Origin of the sequence: Ktedonosporobacter rubrisoli (assembly GCF_004208415.1) — a bacterium.
GTDB lineage: Bacteria > Chloroflexota > Ktedonobacteria > Ktedonobacterales > Ktedonobacteraceae > Ktedonosporobacter > Ktedonosporobacter rubrisoli.
In genome coordinates this window covers 1,696,299-1,712,790 of sequence record NZ_CP035758.1, presented here as the reverse complement: position 1 = coordinate 1,712,790, position 16,492 = coordinate 1,696,299, and the positions used below count along the sequence as shown (strand labels likewise).

The window sequence follows — 16,492 nt, the reverse complement described above, 5'->3', positions numbered from 1 at the left end:
ATTAGCCAAGAGGACCTCGTTTTCATTTGATCACACCTTTTGCTGAGTAAGAAAAACAGAAGGGCCGCAAGCGCGAACGCACCTCCTGCCCGCACCAGGGTCTGGACCGGGAAGTACTGACAATGCGCCCACCCACTCCCGCTCCAGCCGCGCCTCCCAGAATGTCAATAGAGCCGTTGAGCGTGAGCACCTGGCTAGCCAGGTGTGGTAAACGATCGTGCCAGCGATTTTGCAAGGCGGGCCAAGCTGTCAAGACTGCCGCTCCCCAGAGAAACAGAAGTACCAGTGTTCCAAGAAGAAAGATAGATAAGCGAATACGCTGTGACAAGTTGGCCTGCAGTGCCTATCGTCACTGCTTCAACTACCTCAAATAGTCACAGAGGATTCTTTGGCAAAGAAGCTAGATTCTCGTTATAGCATATGGAACCCCAGCATCGAGCCATTACCCCCTGGCTACCAGGAAGCTTGACCCTCAGAATCTGTTGAGCTTGTTCCAGTCCGCCAAAACTGAGCTCCTGTCTCTTGAAACAGAGTTGACAACACCAGGGAAGATATGGCCTAATCTTATTAACCGGTTAATAAAAAATACTGGAGGACGAAGAATGAGGATGAAGACAGAATCGTTTCTACAGATGTTTGCGTATCTTTCCAGGATAGCCAAGGAGGCTTGTGGGCAACAGCTTCAACGCTATGGCGTTCACGCTGGTCAGCATTACCTCCTCGAATTGCTCTGGGAGACACCCGAGGGCCTTACGGTGGGAGAAATAGCCGAACGGCTTGCTGTTGAAGCCCCTTCGATCACCCGAACCGTTCGACGGATGAGCCGCCAGGGATTGGTGGAGAAACATCCCCATCCCACTGACGCTCGATTGGTCATTGTGAAACTGACGACGAAAGGAAAGGCGCTTGAGCCGGTCATCCCTCAGGTCATAAGCCACGTTGAGGAGCAGATGCTCGCTGGTCTCTCTGAGGTCGAAAGGGCCTTTTTGATGCGTCTGCTCAAACACATGCTTCAGAATCTTGAGGATATCCCTTCGGCACCTTGACGCGCGAAAGCAAAGAACCTTGGAGTCGGTCTGTTTTTGCCCATTTCATTAACCGGTTAATGTCTTTATGGAATGCCTGACCGCTTTTCTCCAGTAAACGGTTAGCCGCTCGGAAGAAGAGAAAGAGAGCACAATGAGCAACCAATTACACTTTGGCATTCATACTCCGCAACAGCATATCAGCTACCAACGACTCCTTGAGATCTGGCTAGAGGCAGACCGTGAACCTTTGATTGACCATATGTGGCTCTTCGACCACTTTATGCCTTTACGCGAGCCTACAGATGGTCCCTGTTTTGAAGGCTGGACCTTGCTCGCAGCACTTGCCACACGGACAGAGCGCGTGCGTCTGGGACATTTGGTCACCGGCAATACGTATCGTCATCCCGCGATTCTCGCTCGGCAAGCCGTCACTGTGGACCATATCTCAGGAGGGCGGCTTAATTTTGGCATTGGAGCCGCGGCGCAAGAACATCAGGGCTATGGCCTGGCTTATCCTGGAGCAGCCGAACGGGTGAAACGGCTCGATGAAGCCTGCCAGGTCATCCGGCAGCTTTGGACGGAAACGACCCCGACCTTTGAGGGTCACTATTATCAATTACACGAGGCCCATAGCGAACCGAAGCCCCTGCAAAGGCCGTTTCCCCCGATCATTATCGCCGCAGCAGGCGACCAGATGCTTCGGGTCGTTGCCAAACATGCGAATGTGTGGAGCGCCATGTCTCCAACCATCGAGGATTTTCGCGAGAAAAATGCTCGTCTGACGCAACTCTGTGAAGCTATCGGGCGTGATCCCAGCATGCTTGAACGCTTAGCCGCCTTTCGGCTCAATCCGGCTGATACGGATTTTCGTCAAGCACGTGAGACGGCACAGAGCTGGATCGAGGCCGGGGCAACCCATCTTGTCTTGAGTATCGTTGAACTCTACCAGCAGGAAGAGGTCATCCCACGCCTGCTTGATGAAATCATCAAGCCGCTCAAGCAGAGCAATGAACAGAAATCAGCTTGAAACGGGTTTGGTCTTCTCACTCTCCTCTGGATCAACTTCATTTGCTTCTCCTGGAAGGCCCAGGAATGCATCCTGGCGGCTTTTGCTGAGAAAGTCGCCAGGATGAGAGTTTGGCAAAGACAAGCCGCCGTGGCCCAAGAGCGTTTTTCCAAAGCAGAAGACACCGAGAGGATCATTGAAGACCAAATTACTCTTCGCGATGACATATTACAGAAGTTGAGGAAAGAGCAAATCAAGAAAAGCGAAAGAAGAGGCTCTCTAAAGAGGTATATGGCCCATTGCATATCATATCGTTGGCCGAGGCTAAACATATCTACGAGCAAGCTATGGGCGCCTCATCATTGGTTCGGGGCAATACAATAATGTAAGGCTCTCTGCCGAAGCTGCTGACTACTTTCGCCATAAGCAACGTCAAGTTGAGCTGCAAAATACGCCCGCCGCTATCCAGAGCTGGAACGAAAACCAGGGGACGATTGGAGGTTTATTCCATGTTACTTGCTAACCGGGACTTGCGGCTCCTGCGCGCTTGTAGGCTCCTCGGCTTGAGCTCTTTGCTCGCGTACCGTGCGCATCTCTATGCCGCGGGTCCAAGCCCAGCGGAAGAGCTCTTCTATAGGCTGGCTCAAGCTCTCACCAAGGGGTGTCAGGGCATACTCAACAGTCGGCGGAGAGGTTGGGTAGACGGTGCGCGTGGCCAGCCCTTCGTGCTCCAGTTTGCGCAGGGTCTGGGTGAGCATTTTCTGGGTAATCCCACCGATCTGGCGCTTGAGCTGTGTGTAGCGCAGGGGACCGGGACGCAGCAAATAGATAACGAGTGGGGTCCATTTATCTGTAATCAGATCAAGGGCCTGGCGAACGGGACAATGGACGTCGGCGATGCTTATACGTGGTGGTACGATTTCTTGCTTAGTTTCCATAAGATCTCTTTTTGGCTTTTTTAATCGGGCCTGCTGGCTACTTCTATCGACTTCTCAAAATGTTAAGGGTGATATCTTTTTCTAATGATATTTTTGTCTATTGGTAGATAACAAATAAAAACGCCTCGTCAATCGGTTCCGCTCCCTGCCTCTAAGCCCCAACGATTTATAGTAACCTCTTACGGCTCGTCCTCCCTCCCACCTGTGGAGGTCATTCTACGCCGTCGCCAAAGAGGCGCTCTTACAGTAACCTCTAACGGTCCTTCCTCCCTGCAACTGGCATCTGATCCCTTGATCCAGGAAGCGCTTCTTGTTCTTACAGTAACCTCTAACGGTCCTTCCTCTCTGCAACCAGAGACCATAGATTGTACTGGTTTTGATAGACGACTTACAGTCTCCTCTAACGGTCCTTCCTCCCTGCTACACAATACGGCTCTCTCGTAGGTCCTGGTGCGAGAACTTACAGTCTCCTCTAACGGTTCTTCCTCTCGGCTACTGAATTGCCTGATATTCAGCAAAACATGCTAGACATTATCTTACAGTCTCCTCTAACGGTTCTTCCTCTCGGCTACAAGAGCATCGCCCGAGCCAAGGCTTTCTCTTCGGTTTCCTTACAGTCTCCTCGAACGGTCCTTCCTCCCTGCTACCGGGCGGGCTGCACCTGGCAAACGATTGCCAACACACTCTTACAGTATCCTCTTACGGCTCTTCCTCCCTGCTACATCACCAGCTCCAGCAGATAGGCAAGGAGCTCATAGATCTTACAGTATCCTCGAACGGCTTGCACTCCCTGCTACTTGCCTTCTTTGCGGACGGGTGCTGCAGCCAAGCACTTACAGTATCCTCGAACGGTCCTTTTTCCTGCTACCTTTTTTCACAGCATTCCATCTCTACCCTAATAGCCCTTACAGTATCCTCCTACGGCTCTTCCTCCCTGCTACATGACATGCGAGCATCTCAAATCGCATGTGGATAAGGACTTACAGTAATCTCGAACGCCTCTTCCTCCCTGCTACCTTGGAGCCAAGATCGTTACCCGTACTACGTGCAGCTTACAGTATCCTCGAACGGTCCTTCCTCTCTGCTACACCAAACGTGTCATGTCAACGGAGTTTGAACGTATCTTACAGTCTCCTCGAACGCCTCTTCCTCTCTGCTACCCCACAACGGAAACGGCTTGGAGTGAACCCATTTTACCGGACACAGAGGAAAGTCAACTTTCGGCGACGGAGAGGTAGGTGGCTTCAAACTCAGCAGGAGGCAGGTATCCCAGGCTAGAGTGAAGTCTCTTCTCATTATACACCTTTTCAATGAAAGTTGTCAAATTTTGCTCTACATCAGCAAATGAATTCTATTCTTTTAAATAGACCTCCTCTTGCTTGAGCGTCTTGAAAAAGCTTTCTGCCTTCGCATTGTCATAAGGGTTTCCCATGGCTGACATACTGATGTGCGCTTTCACAGCCAGAAGTTGCTCAATGTATTCATGGCTCGCATACTGCACGCCACGATCAGAATGATGGATCAATCCCGGCTGCGGGCGGCGCTCTCCAATGGCTTGTTGCAACGCTCGCCCGGTCATTTGGGCGTTCATTTCGCGTGAGAGATGCCAGCCGACACAACGACGGGAAAATGCATCCAGAATACACGCCAGGTACACGAAGGCGCTCCTCAAGCGAATGTACGTGAAGTCGGCCACCCAGGCTTGATCAGGCGCGGACAGCGTCTTTTCAGCGAGCAGATTGGGATAGACGGGAAAGCCGTGGCGCGAGTCCGTGGTCACCACCACAAAGCGCTTTTTGATCTGGCACAGCAAGGATTCTTCGCGCATGATCCGTAATACCCGTTTATGGTTGACTCGCCACCCTCGACGGGCCAGCTCACGTGTCACGCGTCGGTAGCCGTATCCAGCAAACTCCAGGATGATCCGCTCAATTTCGTCACGTAAGGCGATCTCCTCGGAAGCAACCTGGTTGTCACGCCCATAGTACCAGCTCCGGCTGACGTCCAGCAGGTCACACAGCCGCGCAATCGATAGCTCAGGATGCTCCTGATGGGCCTGTGTAATCATTGCGTGGCGATCCGCGACTCCCACCGCTGTAACGTTTTTTTAAGAATCTGGTTTTCCAGCGCCAATTGTCCACAGAACTGTTCCAGCTCGGCAATCCGCTGCTCCTGCTTCGTTGACTCTTCTGCTGGTGATGGGAGAAATGCTGCTTCTCCTCGCTCCTGATACTCTTTTCTCCAGCGTGAGAGCACACTCTCTGCAAGGCCATATTCACGGCATGCTTGAGCAGGGCGTTTTTGCCCTGTCGCTACTTGACGCACGACATCCAACTTGAATTCGCGACTGTGTACGCGTTTCTGCATCTTCTTCTCCTTGTCAGGTTCCAGTGTACCATGTTTCGGAGAAGTTGACTTCGATCACTGTCCGGTCCCAGGGGTTCACTCCAGCTCTACACGCCGGTTATGAGCTTACAGTAACCTCTAACGGTCCTTCCTCCCTGCTACAAGACCTCTAAAAGAGAGACACGCGTACCCATTATTGAAGGCTTACAGTAACCTCTAACGGTCCTTCCTCCCTGCTACAATCTTCCAAAAGATGCTGTGGATAAGGACTTACAGTACCCTCTAACGGCTCTTCCTCTCTGCTACTAGAAGAGCAGCCGCGTCTCTTTGAAGAAGCCAACTTACAGTACCCTCTAACGGCTCTTCCTCTCTGCTACCAGCGGGAACAATGCTACCGATATGTGATTCGCTATTGGCCTTACAGTAACCTCTAACGGTCCTTCCTCCCTGCTACTCAATTAGTGGGCTATTCGGGTGGTCAACAAAGTGGCTTACAGTAACCGCTAACGGCTCTTCCTCTCTGCTAGACACCCTATCCTGTAAGCTCTCGCATCAGCCTCTTTGTCCTACAGTAACCTCTAACGGTCCTTCCTCCCTGCTACGCTGCTGCTTGAGATGATACGGTAAGCGATGCGTAGCACTTACAGTAACCTCTAACGGTCCTTCCTCCCTGCTACTATGATGTTTCAGTAGTCTTACGATTAACAGGCAGAACTTACAGTAACCTCTAACGGTCCTTCCTCCCTGCTACTCACGAAGAGAGATGCCTTCGGCAATGACCAGGAGCTTACAGTAACCTCTAACGGTCCTTCCTCCCTGCTACCTTTGTATGCTTGATTGCCATAGCATTCTCCTGGCTCTTACAGTAACCTCTAACGGTCCTTCCTCCCTGCTACGTCGCTACTCGTCCTTGACCACTCCCTGCTATCGGAGCTTACAGTAACCTCTAACGGTCCTTCCTCCCTGCTACGCAGTATACGTCTGCACGACAATAGCGCTCACATTATCCTTACAGTAACCTCTAACGGTCCTTCCTCCCTGCTACCGGGTTGAAAAACAGATCCCAGAGATCCCCATTAACGCTTACAGTACCCTCGAACGGTTCTTCCTCCCTGCTACTTACCTCCGTGCGTTGCTGCTTTGTGAACAAGCCTATTTTACAGTAACCTCTAACGGCTCTTCCTCCCTGCTACCGCTCCTCGTTAGAAAAGGTGAGGCTATGTATTTTCCCATTTTTGGCGCGCAAGGCGACTATTTTAGCCTCTGAGCGCCTCAATTCGCCCCTTTTCTCTTCCCTCAAGTATAACAGATAGCCACATTTTCGCAAACCGTTTTTTGTGGCAAAAAGGGGGGAGATTTGCGAGCAGGTATAACAGGAAATAGAACGGAACACGTAGATCTACAGGCACATAACCGAGCCAAGCAGGCTCGCCTGTAGCCTGTTTTTCCATCCCCATGGAGAGGTTTGCGAACGCGAGCCATAAGAAACCAAAAATCATGTCCATGGGTCATTATTCTTCACCATCCTGCTTATCGAGAACGGCAAAGCTCTAAGGAGTTTCGTTGGGCTTCTTAGACAACTGCCTGCGGATCTGGAACGAGCAGGCGCAAGCGCTCAGCGGCAACGCGGGCATAGACCGGCGTTTGACAGGCAATCTCGCCATCAAGGGTTACATCCTGACATTTGCCCCGAGTAGCGATAGTCACGCCGCGCGCCTGGACATGATGAATGCCGGGAATATCGGTACGCTGGGCCGCCAGCAATTCAGGATAACGCGCATGCCAGTCGGCGGGAAGTGCCGGGCGCTGCTCCTGCCGATTAAAAAAGCGTGCCAGCCGCAGCATCAGATCTTGGAGACTGGCATCCTCAACCACCACGATATCGAGCACGCGATCGCGTAAACTGACTCCCGGCACCGTCGCCTGTAAGGGTCCCCAGAAAATAGGCGCATTGACGACTGTTGCTTGCGCCGCCCGACAACTCAGGCTCAGCTCTTCTTCTGTCATGGTTACGCACGAGCCATCGGCAGACCATTCAACCAGGCCATGGAAACGTAGCTCTACATCGATGGGTGCGTAGGTGCGCACAGCCTCTTTGAGCGCAAAGGGATAGGTGAGGGCGCCATATTGTTCGCGCACAGAGCTACTGGTAGCTTGGCGCGCAAACTGCGCATTGATGCCTACGGTGAGGGCATGAGCAAAAAGGAGAGACGCGCGCTTACGGGATTTCTCGTCGCCTTGCGCCGGTTCAGCTTCATCCAGTCCTGGATGAGCCGCGCCAATATCAATTTCACGTACTACGCTTGAGGCCATAGCCTCCGCAGCGGCCTGGATCTCAAGCGGGATGCCAACCGAGCGCGCCACATCATTAGCGGTTCCCAGGGGGATAATGCCCAGAGGTAGTTTGCAGCCTATCACATGCGAGAGTAATCCACCGATCAGCCCATCGCCTCCCGCCGCTACCACAAAATCAAGTTCTTGCTCCGCCCACCGACCTGCAGCCCCATCGCCAAGAGCGCTAATCGGAATGTGCTCAACGACCTCAATACCTGCTGCCTGTAAACCTTCAATAGTTTGGGATAGCAAGGCCGACTTGCCCGAGCCCGGGCTATGAATGAGGAGGGCTTTTTTCATATACAGCACGCTCTTTTTACTTGCTCTCTATGTCATCTTTATCTTTATTAAGGGTATATTCTCTTCCATTCCATATTGCTGCAAGTATACACCCATCATATAAGATCCCGCTGTGAGAAAGCTGAGGTGAGGCTGAGATCCCATTTGTACAGCTCTCCTCTATAATATCTCTTATTCACCATCTTTCTCAAGGGCGGGCGCTCCGGCCTTTATCTATTGTAGATGAGCAAAGAGAGGCGTGCCAGCTTTTTTATCTTCCTGGGATAGATCCTCCCAGGTTTTAAAATAGCAAGCCACGGCAGAATAGGCGCGTAAAGAGTCGCTCAAAGGCGCGGCCTGTAGATTCTAGCTGCTGATCGGGGCTATCCTCCAGTAAGCATTCAGAATGGCTGGCTTGTTGCTCAGCAAGTAGGGCAGGCTGGTCCTGGGATTGGAGCGTCACCGAAGGGCTTACGTTCGATAATTCGGTACGAGAGAGCAAGCGGGAAACAGGTTGGGACTGCATAAGCCAGCATCCTTTCTAGCATCTAGCCGATCTATACAATGGTCAGGATTGCAGAAATAGCACATGCAAAGCGTGGCGGCTCGCGATCCGGGCCAGGAATATTCCCTTCTGCCCAGCTCCTTTATCTGTGTGCATAGAGCTGGTCCGAATCGTCGCGTGAATAGCTCTGCCTTGCATGTAGCAGCTTCTCTGAGCACCAGGCTCAAAAAAGAAGTGAAGATGTACTTAATAGCCTGGGCAATCTGCCCGTCATGCCACCACGCTTAGCGAGTTTCGGGCTTTTCCTCGCCCTGATTGCCGGCTTCGGGAGAGGCCGCGTTCGGCTCCTGAGGCTTGGCACCGGTATCGTAAATCAGATCCGAGAGGTCCTTGCGTGTGCGCTCAAGAATAGCCCGCAAGCGCTGGGCCTTGCTCTCATCAAAGAACACCTGGCGAGCTGCCGCGACAAAAAGCTGAGCAACACCGGCAGCCTCGCTGCGCAGGGCATGAATCTCAGGAGAGTCCCAACGATGCGCATGAGGTCCAAAGCGACCCCAGAAGGGATGAGCAAACTGATCCTCTTCCTGCTGGCGGTCGGCCAGGGCCTTACGCCCATCATCAGTGATGCTGTATACTTTCTTGCCTTCCACTTCCTGTACAGAAATTAGGCCACGATCCTCTAACATCTGCAGTGTAGGATAAATGGTTCCCGCACTTGGTACATACAAACCGTTGGATCGCTCCTCCAGAGCCTTCATCATTTCATAGCCGTGCATCGGGCGTTCCTGCATCAAAGCCAGCAAGGCATATTTGACGTCGCCACGCCCGAAGAAATGCCGCCCTTCAAAGGGTCCTTGTCCGCGCTGATGGTGACCATGTGGACCTCTTGGGCCAAATGGACCACGTGGGCCATGAGGAACCTCTGGACCGAATGGGCCTCCAGGGCCAAACAAATCGCCCTGATCTTGTGGGCCAAATGGACCTTGTGGACCAAAGCCACGTTTACCTCGCATAGCAAAGAAGCGCGACATACGTCCCCAATCTTCGCGGGGACCATGATGATGATGGTGCTCATGGAATTCGTGATGATGTCCATGTCGACCATGGTGATGCTCATGACGCTCTGTCCATTCGCCGCCGTGAGCTTGAAATGCAAATCTAGGAAACATAGGGTGTATTTCTCCTTTCTTCTAACACCACAATTCGATATATCTATATCGAACTTGCTCTAATAGTAACCGATATATCGAAAACTGTCAAGAGGTAAAAGGCACGAATTTCAAAATTGGGGAAAATAGATACTATCGTTTCTTACATCCCTTGATATTCCTACATTTTGGGCGTATATGCGAAATAATTTAGAACTCTAACTAATTTCTTGCTCACCCGGGAAAACGAGGCTATACGATAAGTGTGTTTCACAGCAATAACAGCGCCAGGGGCTCTTCGAGACAGATCTGGCAGCGAATTAAACTTCTTAATGTTATTAGCTTGCGCCCTATGGGATCTGGCTTCAGCAGGTGCGTATCATTGGTTTTGTATGTTCCAGGCAGGAGAATCGAATTGATCCTGGCATGAACAAGGGTATATCCCTTGTTATGCGGAACAACCTTATCACCTGGCTGCGCCCTATCCACAGAGGACATTGATTTCCTGCTCAACAGGGGCAAAAGGCTGCAAATATGCTAAAATCATCTGGCCTTTTTATCAATGTCCTCCTCATTCAGTCGATTTACCAGCTATATTAGAGTCTGGCGCGCACAAATTTTTCCCACATGCGCCCGGCTATAGCTTGTGCATCGCGTTCCAGGCCGTACCGGGCCGCGTACTTGCAGACATTCTCAATGTCACGCAGCAACAAGTTATAAGCATGCCCGTTGAAGCGTGGATCGACGGCTTGCGGGAAGTCAATGATCTTGATCTGACCCTGCCAATAGAGGATATTGTAGGATGAGAGATCGCCATGCACATAGTTATAGCCCAACCAGAGCTGAATGTTAGCAATCAGCTGATCAAAGATGCGCGCCGCCTCGCCAGGCTTAAGCTCGGCACTATACAGCCCTGGTGCAGCCTGTTGCTCATCACCAACATACTCCATGATGATCACACTACTGCTGCTAGCATATGGGCGTGGAACGAGAGAGCCAGCTTTGTGCAGGACATTAAGCGTCTCAAATTCGTGATGAATCCACATGCCAAATTCGGCCTGTCGTCCGACCGCCGACTTCTTTTTAATAGCGCGCCGCAAATGGCTATCCAGAACCACGCGCCCTTCCCGATATATGCTATCGTTCTTAAAATTGCGCCGGTTGCGTGAACTATATATTTTCGCTGCCAGATAGTTTACGCCGGTCCGAGGATGGGCACGACAACAGTAGACGGTTGCTTCTTTTCCACTTTTCACCCGGTAGAGCACCTCGGTAATCAGGCCATCGGCGATGAAAGGATCAAGTTCAGCGGCAATAGGATCACTATCCTGCTGTAATGTAAGTTCCTCTAGAGCTGCAAGCTCTTCCTGCTCTTCTATCGATCTTGTATATTTTTGTCTTTTCGACATTTTTACTCCTCAAGTATATTAATCTCTTTAGAAACCGTGTAAGTGCAAAATTTACAGAGATGCGCATATAGCACTCTTCCTTTCTATATAGCCCCGTGTGGAGGCTACAAAAAAACCAGGCCGCAAGCATCACGGTCTGGTTTCTCTCAAAAAAAGGCCACCCTGATCAGGATGGCCTACGCTGTATGATAATAGGTGTTAGTTATTCTAGCATAAGGTTAGAGAAACATGGCCTTCCTGGAGACGTGTTGCTTGCATAGTGATGGTGTTCTTCTCAACTTGCATGGCACGCTCCTTTCAGATTACTGGCCTATCAAGCCAGCGTAACACTTTAACCGGTGTTTCTACTATCTTCAAGTCTAACTGGCCAGGGGCTTTGCTGTCAAGGGCCTAAGAATATTGGGCAGGGCTCAGTTCTTGTTGATTCACCGCCTGACGTTGGAGACAGGACATCACAAAGTTACACGCCTGGAGGACCAAATCTCTACTTTTTTACAGACGCCGGCTTATTAGATGTGCTATTCTGGTAAGTGATTCTCGGCATTGTAAGTTCCAAAGCGTCTAGCAAAAAGAGGGAGAAAAAATGGCATTCCAACTGGTCTGTAGCCGCTGTCAGCAAATTTACGAGCCAGGTAGCCTGCTCTGGCGTTGTCCATGCGGAGGATTGTTCGATCTGGCTACCTTCCCTATTTCTTTTCCCCGCGAGCGCATCAACTCACGCCCACCTACGCTCTGGCGCTATCTGGAAGCGTTGCCCTTTGACCCAAATTACGTAGGTTGGCAGAAGGTGACTATGGGCGAGGGCTATACGCCGCTTGTTCAGTTACCAATCCAGCAGCCAGGGGCCTGGTTCAAGATGGACTATAGCATGCCAACGCTCTCTTTTAAGGATCGAGGTGCCGCAGTCCTGATCGCCAAGGCTGCTGAGCTGGGGGTAGAGCACGTGATCGCCGACAGTAGCGGCAATGCCGGCACAGCTATCGCTGCCTATGCGGCAAGGGCGGGAATTACTTGCGATATTTATGTTCCTGCTTCAGCCTCAAGCAAAAAGCTCAAGCAGATTGCTGCACATGGCGCTAGCGTTCATGCCATCGCGGGCAGCCGTGAAGATACGGCCGCTGCGGCTATCGCTGCCGTAGAGCGCGGTGGTGTCTTCTATGCCAGTCATGTCTACAATCCCTTCTTCTATCAGGGTACAAAAACCTACGCCTTCGAGATCTGGGAGCAATTGGGCGGCCATATGCCAGATAGCTTGATCTTACCGGTCGGCAACGGTACGTTAGTCCTTGGCGCTTATTATGGCTGCCAGGACTTGTTGCGTGCAGGTCTGATTGAGCGCCTGCCCCGTTTGCTCGCTGTGCAGGCCGAAAATTGTGCGCCTCTCGCCCAGGCTTTTGAGCACAATGAGGCAGATGCTGCCCCTGTTGAGAATAAAGGCACAGTAGCTGAAGGCATCGCTATTGCAGCACCCGCGCGAAGTAGGCAGATTTTAGCTGCCCTACGAGAGAGCCACGGAGCAATCATCACCGTCTCGGAAGCAGAGATTGAAACGGCCCGCCTCGGCCTCGCCCGCCAGGGTCTCTATGTTGAACCAACGGCAGCCGTACCTTATGCTGGCTATTTATGTGCGCTCAATGCTCCTGAAGGGCAGAACTTAGCGAATACGTCGGTTGCCGCAAGTTATCTCAATGAGATGCGTCAAGCTATACCACAAGGCCAGGTAGTAATTTCTCTCTGTGGCGCCGGCTTGAAGGCAGCCTGACGCCAGAGCTGCCCATGATTTGATCACCGGGCCAGGAGCAGGCAAAGATAGTCCACAAAACTATTGTCCTGGCCTGGAAGTTTTTGCAACTCTAGCACGTAATTCTACGTAAAATATGGCATATACTCGCAATGCCTTGAAGAGAATATATAAAGTAGTAGAAATATTTATCAGGAGAACAAACGATGATGACACCGCAGATGAACGCTGATGACGGCTATTCCTATCGCGGCTATGAGGGAGCGCAACAGCAATACGAAACACCCCACGCTCCCTCAGGGCAGGAGAGAATGTATGACGACGAGTTTGTTGACTCCCTGGCCCAGCGGCTTTCGCAACGCATGTCTCAGAATGCCGCTGGCAAAGTGTATGCACAACCAAATAAAAAATCTTCAAATCAGCGTTTTGTCCTGGCCATGATCTCTGTCATTATGATTGCGCTAATGGGTGCTATAGTTATGGCCTCTGGCTCAGGATTTTTGGGCCTCGTCGGAGCTGCCGTGCTCAGCTTTATCATCTTCCTGGTCAATGCCGTGTTCTACAACAGCCCTAATCACAATTAGCACTACGCGAGTTCTGGATAAATAAGACTGCTCTAAACAGAACTTTGTTGGTTGCTCACCAAATTCCCTGGCTTCACTGTATTGAGCCGAAGTGGGTTCATGGCAAGCGTGCCATTGTCGAACCCACGCGGCTTTTGACTACTCAAGAGGTAAGACAACGTGTAGGTGCTATTTTCGCTGTGAGCAGGCTGAACTGCTCACACAAACGGCTTCATGCTTCCTCGCTCATGGAGGTTCACATTCGAGACTATTCTGCCTCGGCTTGACAGCCCTGACCTCATCTAGTAGAATCATGAAGATGCCTCTATGATAACTCCATCATAGGACACGGCCACAGATGATCAAGAAAGGCAGAAGAAACATGCTATCATCCCTTCATACGGCATCACGCCTCTCTCTGGTCATGTTTTCCCTTTCTTCCCATTATCATAAGCCCACTTCCACTCTGGCCCAGAGGATCATTGTGCCCATTTGCAGGTAAGGCGTCTTCCTGGTTTTCGGATCACGTTCCCGCGCCTCACGCACATGAGACACATTTCCTGATGCCCTGCACAGCCTCACCTTTCACGGGCATGTTGTTGCTCTCTTGAGGCGCGTGTTTTCTCTTCACTCTTTGTTCAGCAAAAAGGAGAACCCTATGCACATAGCTCGTAGTAGCTCCTTTCATCGTGACTTAGGCGATGGACTGGTGCTGCGCTGGTCCACCGCCGAAGATACCGAACGTATCGCGACTTTGCACGCTCTCGTTCATCGTGAGCAGGCAGACGCTCCGCCAAACGCTCACTATCTCAGGCAAATCCGGGGATTGATGAACGGAGATTATCCTCTGATGGGACCACAAGATTTCGGCATCATTGAGGATAAGAACCGGGAAGGGAACCCAGTAGTGGCCTCCACCTGTTTGTGGAAGCATACCTGGGCCTACGAGGGCATCCCTTTCGGGGTCGGGCGTCCCGAGGCGGTTGCCACTCTCCCAGAGTATCGCCATCGGGGCCTCATTCGTGCGCTCTTTGAGATGGTTCACGCGCGCAGCGAGGCCGAAGGAGATCTTGTCCAGGCCATTACTGGCCTCGTCTACTTCTATCGTCAGTTCGGCTATGAATATGCCCTCGAACTGGAAGACTGGCGCGCCACTCCCCTTGCACTGATCCCCAAAGCGCAAGACGATGGGCCTGAGCCCTATATCTTCCGTGAGGCCACTGCCCGCGATATTCCCCTCATAGAGGAACTCTACAAACGACCTCCATCGTCTCAGACCTTCGGACACACCAGCAATGGCTCTATGAGATCGAAATCTGGAAACAGCATCCTGAACTGAGGCATACCTTTACTTTTCAGATGATCGTTGATACGGAAGGCAAGACTGTTGGCTTCCTGGCATGCGATGCCCGTCGCAGTGGCAGGGCCCTGGGCGTCTGGCTGCTGGAATTTGTCGAAGGAGTGAATATGCAAAGAGCTATGCCCTCTGTGCTACGTGCGCTCTCCGCCTATAGTCTGGGCATCCAACCTATCCTGCCTGAGACCGAGGCTTTCCGAGAAATCAGCTTCTCTTTGGGAACGACTCACCCAATCCATGAACTGCTGGGCGAGGCATTAGATCATCCCAGAGAGCCGCCTCATGCCTGGTATATCCGCGTGAAGAATCTTCCGGCATTTCTCTTGCATATCGCCCCCGCCCTCGAACAGCGGTTAGCAACGTCGTCAGTCGCAGGCCTGAGCCAGGAGATCAAGCTGAATTTCTATCGCGGTGGCCTTCGCATCGTCTTTGAACGAGGGCGCCTGGTCGGTGCAGAAGACTGGCAAGCTCCCGTCTACGGTTCTCCCGCCGATGGCGCTTTCCCTCCCCTGGTCTTCCTCCAAGTCCTCTTCGGTCATCGGAGCATCGAAACCCTCCGTCAGGTCTTCCCTGATGTGTGGGTCAGCGAGGAGGTAAGGCCGGTACTCAGAGCACTCTTTCCCACGCGTCCGTCTTTTATATTATGGAATTAGTTTCTCTTCCGAGGCATCCTGCCGGCTGGTCGGTTCTCAACTCGGCGGGATGAATTGGCGGTTTAGTCCCGGTTTGACAGCAGCAGGAACTGGCTTTGACAGAGGGGAAAGGCATCACATTTCCCCTCTTTGCACAAGAGCTTTTTGAACCTGCACTAGCAAAGCTTCCCGCTCTAAGTTCTCAGCGAGCCTGGGTTTTCTCGCTTGCACATGTCATTGCCAGCTTTCACCAACAAATCATGCCTTTCGCCCATAACTGATAATTTTACCAGCCGTTCGACTCTTTCCTCTTCCACTGTTAGTGATATACTGTGAAAGTATTTTTATTGCCTGCATCTCCTACAGAAAGTGAGCTGTATTCATGACTACATCTATATTACTCCCACCCGCTGCTCAGCGCATTCTTGTCATATTTGCTCATCCTGACGACGCAGAATCCTACTGTGGGGGTACCATGGCCCGCCTTGCACACGAAGAGTGCGAGATAATGTATCTCGCTGTGACACGTGGGGATAAAGGGAGCAACAATCCTTCCATGACTCCAGAGCGATTATCCCCTATACGAGAAAACGAGCAGAGGCAAGCCGCTTCCATTCTAGGAGTCCAGAGCGTGACATTTTTAGCTGGCTACTATGATGGCATGCTTGTGCCAGATCTTTCGCTTAGAAAGGATTTGACGCTGTGGATTCGCAAATGGCGGCCTGATGTTGTCTTTACCTTTGACCCCTGGAAACGCTACGAACTTCATCCCGACCATCGAGCGACAGGGATATGTGCTTTTGACGCTCTAGCCGTCGCGCGGGATCGCTTCACCTTTCCCGACCTCAATGCTGAGGCTCCTGCACATAACGTCAAGCAGATCTATTTTTTCAATACTGATGAGCCTAATCACTGGGTAGATATTAGCAATGTCATTGATAAAAAGATAGAAGCTCGCTGTGCGCATGCGAGCCAGGTCAACCCTGCCAATCCTCCAGATGGCTACTTACGCCGATGGGGAGTCGAAACAGGGAAAGCTTGCGGCTATGCCTTTGCCGAAGCGTTCCATCATCTTGGGCTCTAACTGGCTAACGGGATGTCTCTCTGAAGGAGGCGTCGCTTATATTGAACAATTGCAGGCGCATCTGGACTAATTCATCAATGTTGGCCAGGGCTGCACAACGCGTCGTGAAGCCAGCCAACAGG

At 51.7% G+C, this 16,492-nt stretch carries 15 protein-coding genes, 1 pseudogene and 1 CRISPR repeat array; of the genes and pseudogenes, 7 read left to right on the top strand and 9 right to left on the bottom strand.

Translation table 11 applies throughout. From position 1 onward, the window contains the following. Positions 1-22: 22 nt before the first annotated feature. Positions 23-253, bottom strand: coding sequence for a hypothetical protein (locus EPA93_RS07880; protein ID WP_129886527.1), 231 nt, complete (start codon positions 251-253; stop codon positions 23-25). A 355-nt stretch (positions 254-608) separates the two neighbouring features. Here EPA93_RS07880 and EPA93_RS07875 point away from each other — a divergent pair, with 355 nt between their 5' ends. Together EPA93_RS07875 and EPA93_RS07870 are read left to right on the top strand one after the other, a co-directional pair. Next, a complete protein-coding gene (locus tag EPA93_RS07875) occupies positions 609-1,046 on the top strand; it encodes a MarR family winged helix-turn-helix transcriptional regulator (protein ID WP_165422949.1) in 438 nt (145 codons plus the stop codon). 133 nt (positions 1,047-1,179) lie between these two features. Continuing rightward, on the top strand, positions 1,180-2,055 hold the full coding sequence (locus tag EPA93_RS07870) for an LLM class flavin-dependent oxidoreductase (protein WP_129886525.1): 876 nt from the start codon (positions 1,180-1,182) through the stop codon (positions 2,053-2,055). A gap of 491 nt (positions 2,056-2,546) precedes the next feature. Here the strand turns inward: EPA93_RS07870 and EPA93_RS07860 are convergent, their stop codons facing one another. The 8 genes and pseudogenes from EPA93_RS07860 to EPA93_RS07830 all read right to left on the bottom strand — a co-directional run bounded on the left by EPA93_RS07860 (position 2,547) and on the right by EPA93_RS07830 (position 10,993). Further along, a complete protein-coding gene (locus tag EPA93_RS07860) occupies positions 2,547-2,972 on the bottom strand; it encodes a winged helix-turn-helix transcriptional regulator (RefSeq protein ID WP_129886524.1) in 426 nt (141 codons plus the stop codon). 1,213 nt (positions 2,973-4,185) lie between these two features. Then, positions 4,186-4,308 (bottom strand): annotated as a pseudogene (locus tag EPA93_RS50860) (hypothetical protein); the annotation flags it as partial. Positions 4,309-4,323: 15 nt separating this feature from the next. Beyond that, positions 4,324-5,064 (bottom strand): IS3 family transposase, encoded by a 741-nt coding sequence (locus EPA93_RS07855; RefSeq protein ID WP_129886523.1) that lies wholly within the window; start codon positions 5,062-5,064, stop codon positions 4,324-4,326. Beyond that, positions 5,037-5,339, bottom strand: a complete 303-nt coding sequence (locus EPA93_RS07850; RefSeq protein WP_129886522.1) for a transposase — start codon at positions 5,337-5,339, stop codon at positions 5,037-5,039. Before EPA93_RS07850 ends, EPA93_RS07855 begins: the two co-directional genes overlap by 28 nt. Before the next feature lie 104 nt (positions 5,340-5,443). Then, positions 5,444-6,511: direct repeats of the CRISPR family, unit length 37 nt; unit sequence CTTACAGTAACCTCTAACGGTCCTTCCTCCCTGCTAC. A gap of 379 nt (positions 6,512-6,890) precedes the next feature. Further along, positions 6,891-7,952 carry a diacylglycerol/lipid kinase family protein gene (locus EPA93_RS07845; protein WP_129886521.1) on the bottom strand — a complete coding sequence of 354 codons (1,062 nt, stop codon included), beginning with the start codon at positions 7,950-7,952 and terminating at the stop codon, positions 6,891-6,893. A gap of 280 nt (positions 7,953-8,232) precedes the next feature. Then, a complete protein-coding gene (locus EPA93_RS07840; protein WP_129886520.1) occupies positions 8,233-8,457 on the bottom strand; it encodes a hypothetical protein in 225 nt (74 codons plus the stop codon). Positions 8,458-8,720: 263 nt separating this feature from the next. Continuing rightward, positions 8,721-9,605 carry a PadR family transcriptional regulator gene (locus tag EPA93_RS07835; RefSeq protein WP_207229478.1) on the bottom strand — a complete coding sequence of 295 codons (885 nt, stop codon included), beginning with the start codon at positions 9,603-9,605 and terminating at the stop codon, positions 8,721-8,723. 575 nt (positions 9,606-10,180) lie between these two features. Then, entirely contained in the window at positions 10,181-10,993 is an 813-nt protein-coding gene (locus EPA93_RS07830) for a serine protein kinase RIO (protein ID WP_129886519.1), read from the bottom strand. Between the two features lie 583 nt (positions 10,994-11,576). Between EPA93_RS07830 and EPA93_RS07825 the strand changes: the two genes are divergently transcribed. The 5 genes from EPA93_RS07825 to EPA93_RS07805 all read left to right on the top strand — a co-directional run bounded on the left by EPA93_RS07825 (position 11,577) and on the right by EPA93_RS07805 (position 16,370). Continuing rightward, positions 11,577-12,755: a threonine synthase gene (locus EPA93_RS07825; protein WP_129886518.1), complete on the top strand. Its 1,179-nt coding sequence runs from the start codon at positions 11,577-11,579 to the stop codon at positions 12,753-12,755. A gap of 185 nt (positions 12,756-12,940) precedes the next feature. Continuing rightward, positions 12,941-13,318 carry a hypothetical protein gene (locus tag EPA93_RS07820; RefSeq protein WP_129886517.1) on the top strand — a complete coding sequence of 126 codons (378 nt, stop codon included), beginning with the start codon at positions 12,941-12,943 and terminating at the stop codon, positions 13,316-13,318. Positions 13,319-13,955: 637 nt separating this feature from the next. Then, positions 13,956-14,636, top strand: coding sequence for a GNAT family N-acetyltransferase (locus EPA93_RS49580; protein WP_242527346.1), 681 nt, complete (start codon positions 13,956-13,958; stop codon positions 14,634-14,636). 128 nt (positions 14,637-14,764) lie between these two features. Then, entirely contained in the window at positions 14,765-15,307 is a 543-nt protein-coding gene (locus tag EPA93_RS49575; protein WP_242527345.1) for a hypothetical protein, read from the top strand. A gap of 361 nt (positions 15,308-15,668) precedes the next feature. Next, positions 15,669-16,370 (top strand): PIG-L deacetylase family protein, encoded by a 702-nt coding sequence (locus EPA93_RS07805; RefSeq protein WP_129886515.1) that lies wholly within the window; start codon positions 15,669-15,671, stop codon positions 16,368-16,370. Positions 16,371-16,492: the final 122 nt, after the last annotated feature.